The 11,345-nt window shown below is 63.0% G+C and carries 11 protein-coding genes; 7 read left to right on the top strand and 4 right to left on the bottom strand.

Annotation, left to right across the window (positions count from 1 at the left end):
• Positions 1-250: 250 nt before the first annotated feature.
• Positions 251-1,447, bottom strand: coding sequence for an NAD(P)/FAD-dependent oxidoreductase (locus APH35_RS19585; RefSeq protein WP_060515315.1), 1,197 nt, complete (start codon positions 1,445-1,447; stop codon positions 251-253).
• 512 nt (positions 1,448-1,959) lie between these two features.
• Between APH35_RS19585 and APH35_RS19580 the strand changes: the two genes are divergently transcribed.
• Positions 1,960-3,339, top strand: coding sequence for an NAD(P)-binding domain-containing protein (locus APH35_RS19580; RefSeq protein ID WP_060493300.1), 1,380 nt, complete (start codon positions 1,960-1,962; stop codon positions 3,337-3,339).
• A gap of 117 nt (positions 3,340-3,456) precedes the next feature.
• On the top strand, positions 3,457-3,996 hold the full coding sequence (locus APH35_RS19575) for an RrF2 family transcriptional regulator (protein ID WP_060515316.1): 540 nt from the start codon (positions 3,457-3,459) through the stop codon (positions 3,994-3,996).
• Positions 3,997-4,021: 25 nt separating this feature from the next.
• On the opposite strand, the gene APH35_RS19570 is transcribed toward APH35_RS19575, so the two are convergent.
• A complete protein-coding gene (locus APH35_RS19570; protein ID WP_060493299.1) occupies positions 4,022-4,933 on the bottom strand; it encodes an AraC family transcriptional regulator in 912 nt (303 codons plus the stop codon).
• A gap of 102 nt (positions 4,934-5,035) precedes the next feature.
• Between APH35_RS19570 and APH35_RS19565 the strand changes: the two genes are divergently transcribed.
• The 5 genes from APH35_RS19565 to APH35_RS19545 all read left to right on the top strand — a co-directional run bounded on the left by APH35_RS19565 (position 5,036) and on the right by APH35_RS19545 (position 9,525).
• A complete protein-coding gene (locus tag APH35_RS19565) occupies positions 5,036-5,596 on the top strand; it encodes a carboxymuconolactone decarboxylase family protein (protein ID WP_041166474.1) in 561 nt (186 codons plus the stop codon).
• A gap of 99 nt (positions 5,597-5,695) precedes the next feature.
• Complete coding sequence (locus tag APH35_RS19560; RefSeq protein ID WP_060515314.1) at positions 5,696-6,760, top strand: acyl-CoA dehydrogenase family protein; 1,065 nt, start codon at positions 5,696-5,698, stop codon at positions 6,758-6,760.
• Positions 6,757-7,578: an ABC transporter ATP-binding protein gene (locus tag APH35_RS19555; RefSeq protein WP_012271922.1), complete on the top strand. Its 822-nt coding sequence runs from the start codon at positions 6,757-6,759 to the stop codon at positions 7,576-7,578. The genes APH35_RS19560 and APH35_RS19555 overlap by 4 nt, the downstream gene beginning before the upstream one ends.
• Entirely contained in the window at positions 7,565-8,770 is a 1,206-nt protein-coding gene (locus tag APH35_RS19550) for an ABC transporter substrate-binding protein (RefSeq protein ID WP_012271923.1), read from the top strand. The genes APH35_RS19555 and APH35_RS19550 overlap by 14 nt, the downstream gene beginning before the upstream one ends.
• Positions 8,770-9,525, top strand: coding sequence for an ABC transporter permease (locus APH35_RS19545; protein WP_060493298.1), 756 nt, complete (start codon positions 8,770-8,772; stop codon positions 9,523-9,525). Before APH35_RS19550 ends, APH35_RS19545 begins: the two co-directional genes overlap by 1 nt.
• Before the next feature lie 48 nt (positions 9,526-9,573).
• Here the strand turns inward: APH35_RS19545 and APH35_RS19540 are convergent, their stop codons facing one another.
• Together APH35_RS19540 and argC are read right to left on the bottom strand one after the other, a co-directional pair.
• Complete coding sequence (locus APH35_RS19540) at positions 9,574-10,260, bottom strand: GNAT family N-acetyltransferase (RefSeq protein WP_012271925.1); 687 nt, start codon at positions 10,258-10,260, stop codon at positions 9,574-9,576.
• Between the two features lie 80 nt (positions 10,261-10,340).
• The gene (argC, locus tag APH35_RS19535) at positions 10,341-11,282 is read right to left on the bottom strand and encodes an N-acetyl-gamma-glutamyl-phosphate reductase (RefSeq protein WP_012271926.1); all 942 of its coding nucleotides are present in this window, start codon (positions 11,280-11,282) and stop codon (positions 10,341-10,343) included.
• Between the last annotated feature and the right edge of the window lie 63 nt (positions 11,283-11,345).

Raw genomic sequence — 11,345 nt, 5'->3', positions numbered from 1 at the left:
CATATTCCGTAACTGCATGGAATGCTCCTTGACGGTGGCGTGCAGGCCTCAGGAGCTTGGACGGAAAAGCCGGAACACCGGTAAGGCGCCAGGCTCTTGATGCGCTGCGGATTGTGTTGTGTGCCTCACCCTCTTGCATACTTTTTGATTTGAATGATGCCATATGGCCATCATTGTTGAACAGTCATTCAATGTAACGAAATAATTGACAAAACCGTCGTTTTTTGACGGTTTTGTCAGGTTTTTGCCGTCAAACGATCGCGATCATCGGGTCGGCGGCGGCCAGGGCCAGGGCGCGGTCAGCTGCCGGCGGGTAGATCCACACCGAGTTGATCTGGCGCTTGAGGTCCTTGCCTTCTTGGCCCTGCAGTTTCAATTCGCGCTCCCAGCCTTCGCTGTATGCCGCGCCCCATTCACCCAGGTCCAGGCAGGTAACGTACTTGGGCTGGCGGTACACCACGGGCGTCACCCCAAGCAGGTCGGCCATGGCGTTGTTGCCACTGTGACGGCCCATGGGGATGGCGTGCTGGCAGGTCATCAGCGCGTGGTTACCGATTTCATCCACGGCAGCCCAGGCGGTATCCCCGGTGGCATAGATGTGCTGCTGGCCAATCACCTTGAGGTGATCGTCGACCTTGAGCCGGCCGAAGTTGTCGCGCTCGCCGGCAACCTGTGCGGTCAGCGGGCTGGCCTTGACGCCGACGGTCCAGATCACGGTGTTGCTGGCGATGTAGTCGCCGTTGTCGAGGGTGACCCCGCCTGCATCCACGGCCACCACCGAGGTGCCGGTCAGCCATTCGACGCCGGCCAACTGCGAGGCCGCAACGATCGATGGCTTGATGCCCGCGCCCAGCGCCGCGCCGACACTGGCACCACGGTCTACCAGCAGCACCCGTACATCGTTACCGAGGATGGCGCGCAGCCGCGCAGGCATTTCGGTGGCCGTTTCGATACCGGTGAAGCCACCACCGCAGACCACCACGGTATTGCGTGCAGGCGAAGCGGGCAGGGCGGCCAGGCCCGTCAGGTGTTGCTCCAGGCGCACGGCCGACTCCATCTGGTCGACGTCGAAGGTATGTTCGGCAAGGCCTGGGACTGCTGGGCGTGCAACCTGGCTGCCAGCGGCAAGGATTAGGCGGTCGTAGCTGATCTGCTGGCGCTGGCCGTGGCTGTCGGTGTAGCTGACGTTGCGTGCATCGGCGTCGATGGCTTCGGCGTTACCGGTAATGAAGCGCACGCCAACGGCCTCGAACAGTTCACCCACGGGGGCTTTCAAGGTGTGCGCGTTGGCCTCGTAAAAGCGCGGGCGAATGCGCAGTTCCGCTTGCGGGGCCAGCACGCTGATGCTCAGGTCGTCGCGTTGCGACTGGTCGAGCAGGCGTGCTGCGCTCAGGGCGCTCCAGACACCGGCAAAGCCGGCACCGATGATGAGGATGTTCGATTTCATGCTGTGCTCCGCTGGAAAAGGGGGATTCGCCCCGTGAGTCGTGTTGCATCAATAACTCCGACTATAGTGGTCGTAGTTTGTTTGTGCAAGCGTTTCCAAACCGCAGTCGCCCCTGCCGAATGCTCGGCAGGGGTGATTGCGGGTGTGGCACAGCAGGGCCACAAACCTTGATATACCCAGCCCCATCCGTTATAGATAAAAAGGAAACCACAAAGAAAAGAGGCCATTGCAGCCCCCATGTACGAGAACACACGTATCTTGCGCCCCTCAGGCCCCCATTTTGCGCCCTGCGCTGATGGATACGGGCCCACCCCCATGATCCTTTCCCCGCTTTCAAGCCTGTTTCACGTGTTGTCGACTCCTCCCGCCAACATCCTGCTCCACCAGATGCGCAAACGCCCCGTCCCTCCGCCTGCACCGTAACGCCTGAACTCCGTTACCCCCGGCTTTTTGCCGTTCGGGGTTGGGGAGCCTTTGCATTTTTTTCAGCGTTCAACTGTTCAGGAATCACTATGACTCTTCGTGTAGCAATCATCGGTGCCGGCCCGTCCGGCCTTGCACAACTGCGTGCGTTCCAGTCTGCCCATGCCCAGGGCGCACCCATGCCGGAAATCGTCTGCTTCGAGAAACAAGCCGACTGGGGCGGTATGTGGAACTACACCTGGCGCACCGGTCTCGACCAGCATGGCGAGCCGGTGCACGGCAGCATGTACCGCTACTTGTGGTCCAACGGCCCCAAGGAGTGCCTGGAGTTCGCCGACTACAGCTTCGATGAACACTTCGGGCGGCCGATTTCCTCGTACCCACCGCGTGAGGTGCTGTGGGACTACATTCAGGGCCGCGTGAAGAAGGCCGGGGTGCGCGATTACATTCGCTTCAATACAGTGGTGAAGAACGTCAGTTTCAATGAGCGCACGCGCGAGTTCACCGTAAGCGCCCATGACTACAGCGCAGGGGTCGGTATCGAGCAGGTGTTCGATTTCGTGGTGGTGGCCAGTGGGCACTTCTCCACGCCACACGTGCCGGAGTTCGAAGGCTTCGAGCGTTTCACCGGGCGTATCCTGCACGCCCACGATTTTCGCGAAGCGGTGGAATTCAAGGGGCAGGATCTGCTCATTGTCGGCAGCAGCTACTCCGCCGAAGACATCGGTTCGCAGTGCTACAAGTACGGCGCGCGTTCGATCACCACGGCCTACCGTACCCAGCCGATGGGCTACAAATGGCCCAAGGGGTGGGAAGAGCGCCCGCAACTGGTACGGGTCGAAAACGACCTGGCGTTTTTCGCCGATGGCTCGAGCAAGCGCGTGGATGCGATCATCCTGTGCACGGGCTACCAGCATCACTTCCCGTTCCTGCCGGATGAGCTGACCCTCAAGACCAACAACCGCCTGTGGCCTGCGGGCCTGTATCAGGGCGTGGTATGGGAGCAGAACCCGCAGTTGCTGTACCTGGGCATGCAAGACCTCTGGTACAGCTTCAACCTGTTCGACGCACAGGCATGGTTTGCCCGTGACTACATGATGGGCCGCATCAAGCTACCGTCCAGGGCCGGTATGCAAGCCGACAGCCAGCGCTGGCGCGAGGACGAAGAGGGGCTGGAAACCACGGCTTCGATGTACGAGTTCCAGGGCCGATACATCAAGCACCTGATCGAGCAGACCGATTACCCACGCTTCGATATCGATGCGGTCAACCGCATCTTCCTGCAATGGAAGCAGGACAAGAAGCACGACATCATGGGCTACCGGGACAAATCGTACCGCTCGGTGCTCACCGGCACCAAAGCAGTGCCCCACCATACCCGCTGGATGCAGGCGATGGATGACTCGCTGCAGGAATACCTGCGCGAGACGGACGGCAAGAAAGGCGAAGTGAAGGCTTTGCGCGGGTAGACGCCAGCCTTTTGCAGCGCGATGCGGTTGGCGCTCCAGCACTTCAAGGCAGAGGACCGCTTTGCGGTGCTGGCGTTACCCGCGTATTATTTGCGACAAAGTTGGTCGGAGATTGAAATGTCGCTTTACAGTGCTGGCGTCGAATACGGCATCCATTGCCTGTTGTTCCTGGTGGACGAGCGTGGTGATTCGCGCGAGTCCAGCGTGCGCGATCTGGCGGAGTTGCAAGGTGTGCCCCAGGAGTACCTGGCCAAGGTCTTCACCAAGCTGGCACGCGCCAAGCTGGTGGTTGCCACCGAAGGTGTGCGCGGCGGCTTCCGCCTGGCCCGGCCTTCGGACGAAATCACCGTGCTGGACATCGTCAATGCCATCGATGGGCCGAAGAAGATCTTCGACTGTCGCGAAATCCGCGAACGCTGCACGCTGTTCGACGGTGCTGCACCGGGGTGGGCGACTGAAGGCACCTGTGCGATTCATGCGGTGATGCTGGGGGCACAGAAGCGTATGGAAGAGGCCTTGGCGCAACAGACCATACTGGACTTGGCGCGACGGTTCGGGCGCAAGGCCCCGGCCGAGTTCGCTCAACAGGTCAATAGCTGGATGGGTGAGCGGCGGGAAGGTAAAGGAGGCGGGGACATACCGGTCAGCCAAGTCTGAATGGGCCGCTACAGCAGTAACGCTTTCAGCGCCCTTCATGCTGGCGCCGGTACGCCCCCGGCTGCACCCCCACCGCTTTGGCAAACGCGCGGGTAAACGCTGCCACCGACTGATACCCCACCTGCGCACCCACTTGTTCAACAGTATTTCCTGCCCGCAGCAACTGGCTGGCATGGCGCATGCGCAGCGCCAACAGTACTTGCCCCGGCGACTGCCCGGCCAGTTCGCTGAACCGCTTGAAAAACGCCGACCGCGACAAACCGGTGCAGGCGGCCATGCTCTCCAGCGTCCAGGCTTGCCCCGGTTGCGCGACCAACTGTTCCAGCAGCCCGGCAAATGCCGGCTGGCGGGCGAGGGCGATCAGCCCGCCCAGTGACTGCTCGGCATTTACCTGCTGGCGCAGCACGTACAGGAACAACAGGTGCGTCAGCCGCTCAAGCAATACCTGCGACGGGCCTGCGGCACGCCGGCATTCTTCCAGAATCAGCCCGAACAGCGCCCGCGCTGCGCTGCCAGCGGGGTCTTCGGCGCGCAGCAAGATCCAGTCAGCCAGGCCCTCGACAATCAGCGAAGTCAGGCCCGACTGAAAATGGAAGAAGCCGCAGACCAGCCCAACGCCGTCGCTGGCCTCGCTGTCCAGCGCCTGCATGGCCTGGCGCGGTTGGGCGCAGGCGTCTACCGGGTCCTGGTCGCTGGACAAGCGATAGGCCAGGTCGCGCAACAGGAACACCGCGTCGCCTTTTTCCAGCCGCACCGGTTGCGGTTGGCCATCGATGTGCAACCAGCAGTGCCCCTGCACCACCAGGTGGAAGCTGGCGCGGCCCATGCCCTGGGTGCTGGCATGCCAGCCGCCACAGTAGCGGCCCACATGAAACAGGCTGGCATCGAGCTCCAGGCTTTCTAATAACCAATCGACAAGGTGGCTGGACGAAATCATCTAATGCAAAGACTCAGGAGCAAGGAAAGGCGACTGATGAATATGGAGGGTAATTCTTATAACCAACAGACTGTAGTGACCCCCATCAAAGGAGACCACTCCATGTCCTCGCGCATTACTTTACACACCCTGCAGAGCGCCCCGGAAGCGGCGCGTCCATTTCTCGAAAACGCCCAGAAGAATTCTGGCTTCATCCCCAACCTGCTCGGCGTGCTGGCCAACGCCCCGGCGGCGCTGGAAACCTACGTGACCGTGTCGGCACTCAATGGTAAATCCGACTTGAGCCTGGCCGAGCGCGAAGTGGTGCAGTTGATTGCCGCCACTGTGCATGGTTGTGATTTCTGCGTGGCTGGCCATACGGCTGTGGCGCTGAACAAGGCCAAGCTACCGCAGGAGGTAGTGGATGCCCTGCGTGCCCGTGGTGAACTGCCCGATGCCCGATACGAAACCCTGGCTGCCTTCGCCCGTGAAGTGATCGCTACCCGCGGCAACGTCGGCGAAGCCACCTACCAGGCCTTCCGTGAAGCTGGCTTCAGTGAAGGCAACGCCCTGGAAGTGATTCTTGGCGTAAGTCTCGCAACCCTGTGCAACTTTGCTAATGTTTTCGCCCAGACCCCGCTCAACGACGAGCTTGGCAAGTACCGCTGGCAGCCAACTGCATAGCCCACGTGTGATAGCGACCCAGACGCGGTCGCTGTAGGAGCGGCCTTGTGCCGCGAATGGGCCGCCAAGCGGCCCCGGCGTTCCAAAAGGAGCAAGACCATGCAAGATTGTGCATTTCGACAATGGCTGGATGCCAATGCCGAGGCCATCGACCGGGGCCTGTGCGAACCGCAACAGGTGCTGGCGCAGATTGCCGAGTCGCAGTTGCTGCGCATAGGTGTCGACCCGGCGCAGGGTGGCACGGGCGGGCGGGTGACCGACGCTGTCGAGGCAATCGCCGCTATTGCCAGCCGATCGTTGGCGGCGGCGTTCGTCTGCTGGGGCCAGCGCGCCTTCATCGAATACCTGTTGCACAGCCCCAACCACGCCCTGCGCGAGCGCCTGCTGCCGGGCTTGTTGACGGGCGAACTGGCCGGTGCCACCGGGCTGTCCAACGCCATGAAGTTTCTGTCCGGCATCGAAGCGCTGCAGGTGCGTGGCCGCCCGGCAGCCGATGGCTGGCAGCTGGAAGGGCGCCTGCATTGGGTGACCAACCTGCGCAAGAGCGGCTTCGTGGTGGCGGCGGCCATCGAAGATGAAGCCGGTGGCGCGCCGTTCGTACTGGCGATTCCTTCCAATGCCCAGGGCCTGGAGCGCTCTGACGACCTGCAACTGATGGGGCTGCAGTCGAGCAACACGGCAGCACTGGCGTTTCACCAGGTGCCGCTGGCGCGTGATTGGCTGCTGCATGAAAATGCCCGCGAATTCTTGCCACGGGTACGCCCGGCGTTCCTGGCGCTGCAGTGCGGCATGGCCATCGGCCTGGCGCGACGGGCGTTGGAAGAGGTTCTGGCGCACTTGCATGGGCGCACCTCGTTCCTCGACGAAGCCCGTCAGGTGCTCAGCGAGCGCCTGGAAAATACCGTCAGCGAGCTCAAGCAGGGCCTGCTCGAAGGCCGCTTCCAGCAACACCCAGCGGCCTTGTTCAAGCTGCGCATCACCTTGGCTGAATGTGCCGCCGACGCCGTGCAGTTGGAGTTGCAGGCCAGTGGTGGCAAGGCTTATCTCAGCGAGTATGGCGAAGGCTTTGCCCGTCGCTGGCGTGAGTCGGCCTTCGTGCCGATCGTCACCCCCAGCTTGGTGCAACTGCGCGCCGAACTGCAACGCCAGGCGGGCGCCGCATGAGCGCAGTGTTGCTCGAGGCCCGTGACATCAGCCTGGGCTACCCACGCGAAGGTGGCTGGCAGGAAGTGCTGGCGCAGTTCGACCTGCAGCTGGCGCCGGGCGAAGTCGTGAGCATCCTTGGCCCCAGCGGCGTCGGCAAGTCGAGCCTGCTGCGGGTGCTGGCAGGCTTGCAGCAGCCCCGTGGCGGTCGCGTGAGCCTGCACGGTCAGCCGCTGCAGGGGCCGCACCCGCGTCTGGCGGTGGCTTTTCAGGACCCGAGCCTGCTGCCGTGGCTTAGCCTGGAGAAGAACGTTGCCTTTGGCCTGGACTTCGCCCGCCAGCCCAAACTGGCTGCTGCCGAGCGGCGTGCACGCATCGATCATGCGATTGCCGCTGTCGGCCTTGAGCATGCCCGTGGCCAGTACCCGGCGCAGCTGTCTGGCGGCATGGCCCAGCGTACCGCGCTGGCCCGCTGTCTGGCCCGCCAGCCCGAAGTACTGCTGCTCGACGAGCCGTTCGGCGCGCTGGACGAAGTGACCCGGGCCGACATGCAGCAACTGCTGCTGCAACTGATCGCTACCCACAACACGGCGGCGGTGCTGATTACCCACGATATCGACGAAGCCCTGCTGCTGTCCGACCGGGTTCTGCTACTGGGCAACCACCCAGCGCACATCCTCGGCCAATGGCACATCGACCTGGCGCAACCGCGCGCGCAGCGGATCGAAGAACTGGGCGCCTTGCGCATCGAAATTCTCAAAACCCTTCGGCGGGCAAGCCGCACAGTCGAACCTACCTCAACCCCGTTGCCCTCGGAGGCTGTCCATGTGCATGGATGACTGCTGTTCCACTTCATCGCGTCGTGATTTTCTCAAACTCGGAGCCATGCTTACCGCCGCCGGTGCGCTGCCGTTGCTGTCGAGCTTGCAGGCCCGCGCCGCCGCCGAGCCGGACGCACCGGTGCGCATCGGCTATCTGCCGATCACCGACGCCACGCCACTGCTGGTGGCGCATAACAACGGGCTGTTCGAGGCCGAAGGCATCAAGGCCGAGCGCCCGGTGCTGCTGCGCAGTTGGGCGCAGGTGATCGAGGCGTTCATCTCGGGTCAGGTCAACGTCATCCACCTGTTGTCGCCGATGACCGTATGGGCGCGCTATGGCAGCAAAGTGCCGGCCAAAGTGGTGGCCTGGAACCATGTGGGCGGTTCGGGGCTGACCGTGGCGCCCGATATCACCGACATGAAACAGCTCGGTGGCAAGACCGTGGCGATTCCGTTCTGGTATTCGATCCACAACGTGGTACTGCAGCAGATGCTCAACGACAATGGTCTGTCGCCGGTGTCGAAGCCGGCCAATGCGCAGCTAGCTGCCAACGAAGTCAACCTGCTGGTGCTGCCGCCGTCCGACATGCCACCGGCGCTGGCCAGCAAGCGCATCGCCGGCTACATCGTTGCCGAGCCGTTCAATGCCCTGGCCGAAAACCTCAAGGTTGGCCGCGTGCAGCGCTTTACCGGCGATGTGTGGCGCAATCACGCCTGCTGCGTGGTGTTCATGCACGAACATGACCTGAACAACCGTCCAGAGTGGTCGCAGAAGGTGGTCAACGCCATCGTCAAGGCCCAGCACTGGACCCGCGACCACCGCGCCGAGGCCGCGGCCTTGCTGTCCAAGGCCGGCCCCAACAAGTACACCCCGCACGAGCCTGCGGTGTTGGCCAAGGTTCTGGCGCCTGCCGCCGAGGACCGTGCAGGCTATATTGCCAGTGGCGCCATTCGCCATCAGCAGTGGGACGAAAAACGCATCGACTTCCAGCCATACCCGTTCCCGAGCTACACCGAAGAGCTGGTCAAGCGCCTGAAAACCACCCTGATCGAAGGCGACAACGGCTTCCTGGCCGGGCTGGACCCGGCGCAGACCGCCCGCGATCTGGTCGACGATCGCTTCGTGCGCAATGCCATCGCTGCAGTCGGCGGCCCGTCGGTGTTCGGCATTGCCGACAACTTCGAGCGTAGCGAGGAGTTCGCGGTCTGATGCGCACCCATGTCGTACATGCCGGCCTTGGGCTGGCCGGGTTGTTGGCCTTGTTGCTGTTGTGGTGGGCCGGTGTTGCCATGTTCGGCCAGGCCGACGGCCTGTCGGCGCGCTTTTCACCGGCGGCTACCTTGGCCAGTCTGGTCGAGCTGTTGGGGCAGGGCGAGGTCTACGGGCATATCTGGGTAAGCCTCAAGCGTATCCTGGTCGGGCTGCTGCTGGCGCTGCTGATAGGGGTACCGTTGGGCTTGCTGGTTGGCAGCTACCGGCACCTGGAGGCGGCGACCACGCCGGCGTTCCAGTTTTTGCGCATGATCTCGCCATTGTCGTGGATGCCGGTGGTGGTGATGCTGATGGGCGTGGGTGACCAGCCGATCTACTTCCTGCTGGCGTTTGCCGCGTTGTGGCCGATCTTGCTGAACACCGCGGCAGGGGTACGGCAACTGGACCCACGCTGGCTGCAACTGAGCCGCAGCTTGAGCGCCACGCGTTGGGAGACCTTGTGCAAGGTGATCGTGCCGGGGGTGATCGGCCATGTGCTGACCGGGGTGCGTCTGGCCATCGGTATTCTGTGGATCGTGCTGGTACCGTGCGAAATGCTGGGCGTGAGTGCGGGGCTTGGGTATTTCATTCTCGATACCCGCGACCGGCTGGCGTACTCCGAGCTGATGGCGATGGTGCTGCTGATTGGCGTGCTGGGGTTTGTGCTGGATGCCCTGGCGCGTGGGCTGCATCGACGCTGGGTACACGGTTGACGGGGCAATAGGGCTTCTCGCGGGCATGCCCGCGATGAAGCCCTACGCTCAATGCACGGTTTTGCGCTGCCGCACACACTCCTGGGCTTGAGCGGCCAATTCATCCAGCCGCTCATCGCGCATCTGCTCCGCTTCGATCATCGCATCCTCACCCTGCTGGTTAAGCAGGTAGGTATGAATCTGCAGCACTTCAGCCGTCTGATAAATCGGCGCAATGTCCAATCGCCCTATCAATGCGCCGCTGGCTTGCCCGGTGCTACTCATCAGCACTTGCGGACCATTGGCGGCCACCGCCTGCATACCCATTGCCTCGAACCACGGCACCTGGCTGGCGAAGGCATTCAGTTCTACACAGGCATGGCGAGCTCGCAAGTCGTCCAGCAAGGCGCGGGCGATGCCCTGGCGGCGGTGGCTGGGGCGCACGGCCAGGAATGCCAGTGCACAGGCCTGCTGGTCGTCCTCGGCTGGCAGAGACAGGGCAAAGCCCAGCAACTGGTCCGGTGCTTCGGCATCCAGCGCCAGGGTGAGCGCAACGGCCAGGCCACGGTTGCCGTCCAGTGCTTGTAGGTACTGGTGCACTTCCATGCCGACGCCGTACTGGTATAGCGGGTACAGCGGGTTGTCGGCAGTGATGGCGACACTGCTCAGTTCGCCGACATTGTGGATTACCAGCTCGCGGATCTGGTTCTGGAAAGATTCGGGCGGCACGCTGTCGAGGCGGCTCAGGATGAACATCGGGGGGCAGGCTCCGGCGGGTGAGATTACAGCCCGCGCTGTGTTGGCGCGGGTTGTACAGTCTAACCGGTTTTGCCGTATCAGCCTTGTGCCTGTAATGCACCGAGCATCAGGTCGAGGTTTTGCACCGCAGCACCCGAGGCGCCTTTGCCCAGGTTGTCGAACACGGCGGTGAGCAGGACCTGGCCATGCTCGGGGTTGGCGTACAGCGCCAGGCGCAGGTTGTTGCTGTCGTTCAATGCCTCGGGGTCGAGGTTTGCCGCAGCGCCGTGCTGGTGCAAGGGCATCATCTGGACGTGGCGGGCACCCTGGTAATGCTGCTCCAGGCAGGCCTGCAACTGTTCGGCGTTGACCTGCCCAGGCAACAGGCGCAGCTGCAGTGGAATGCTCAGCACGATACCTTGGCGGTAGGCGCCGTAACCGGGCATGAACATCGGCCGCGCCGACAGCCCGGCATGCTGCTGGATTTCCGGCACGTGCTTGTGCGCCAGTTCCAGGCCATACAACTGCAAGGCCGGGGCTTTGCCCGCGCCGGGTTGTTCATGCCGCTCCACCGCAGTGCGCCCGCCGCCGGAGTAGCCGGAGATGGCATGGATGTTCAGTGGGTAATCTGCAGGCAACAGGCCAGCCTTGACCAGCGGCCGTAGCAAGGCGATGGCCCCCGTGGGGTAGCAACCTGGGTTGCTGACCCGCTTGCTGTTCGCGATACGCTCGGCTTGTTGCTCGTCAAGTTCCGGCAGGCCATACACCCAGCCTGGCGTGATGCGGTGCGCGGAGCTGGCGTCGATCACCCGCACGTGTGGGTTGCTGATTGCTGCCACGGCCTCACGTGCAGCATCGTCGGGCAGGCACAGCAGCGCGATGTCGGCGCTGTTGATCGCCTCGCGGCGGCGTTGCGGGTCTTTGCGCTCGGCCTCGGGCAGGGTCAGCAGGCGCAGGTCGCCACGGCCCTGCAGGCGGGCATGAATTTGCAGGCCGGTGGTGCCTTGGTCGCCATCGATGAAGACAACAGGGGTGTGCATGGTCGGGGTCCGGTTGGGGAAGGATGGCCTATGCTCGCCTGTGGCTTTGCTAATGAAAATTTG

Origin of the sequence: Pseudomonas sp. NBRC 111132, assembly GCF_001320565.1 — a bacterium.
Taxonomy (GTDB): domain Bacteria; phylum Pseudomonadota; class Gammaproteobacteria; order Pseudomonadales; family Pseudomonadaceae; genus Aquipseudomonas; species Aquipseudomonas putida_P.
This window is presented reverse-complemented; position numbering and strand designations above follow the sequence as displayed.

Bases quoted from the DNA above. Each gene is read 5' to 3' on its own strand.
- APH35_RS19585 (WP_060515315.1), bottom strand. From the start codon at position 1,447: ATGAAATCGAACATCCTCATCATCGGTGCCGGCTTTGCCGGTGTCTGG.
- APH35_RS19580 (WP_060493300.1), top strand. From the start codon at position 1,960: ATGACTCTTCGTGTAGCAATCATCGGTGCCGGCCCGTCCGGCCTTGCA.
- APH35_RS19575 (WP_060515316.1), top strand. From the start codon at position 3,457: ATGTCGCTTTACAGTGCTGGCGTCGAATACGGCATCCATTGCCTGTTG.
- APH35_RS19570 (WP_060493299.1), bottom strand. From the start codon at position 4,933: ATGATTTCGTCCAGCCACCTTGTCGATTGGTTATTAGAAAGCCTGGAG.
- APH35_RS19565 (WP_041166474.1), top strand. From the start codon at position 5,036: ATGTCCTCGCGCATTACTTTACACACCCTGCAGAGCGCCCCGGAAGCG.
- APH35_RS19560 (WP_060515314.1), top strand. From the start codon at position 5,696: ATGCAAGATTGTGCATTTCGACAATGGCTGGATGCCAATGCCGAGGCC.
- APH35_RS19555 (WP_012271922.1), top strand. From the start codon at position 6,757: ATGAGCGCAGTGTTGCTCGAGGCCCGTGACATCAGCCTGGGCTACCCA.
- APH35_RS19550 (WP_012271923.1), top strand. From the start codon at position 7,565: ATGTGCATGGATGACTGCTGTTCCACTTCATCGCGTCGTGATTTTCTC.
- APH35_RS19545 (WP_060493298.1), top strand. From the start codon at position 8,770: ATGCGCACCCATGTCGTACATGCCGGCCTTGGGCTGGCCGGGTTGTTG.
- APH35_RS19540 (WP_012271925.1), bottom strand. From the start codon at position 10,260: ATGTTCATCCTGAGCCGCCTCGACAGCGTGCCGCCCGAATCTTTCCAG.
- argC (WP_012271926.1), bottom strand. From the start codon at position 11,282: ATGCACACCCCTGTTGTCTTCATCGATGGCGACCAAGGCACCACCGGC.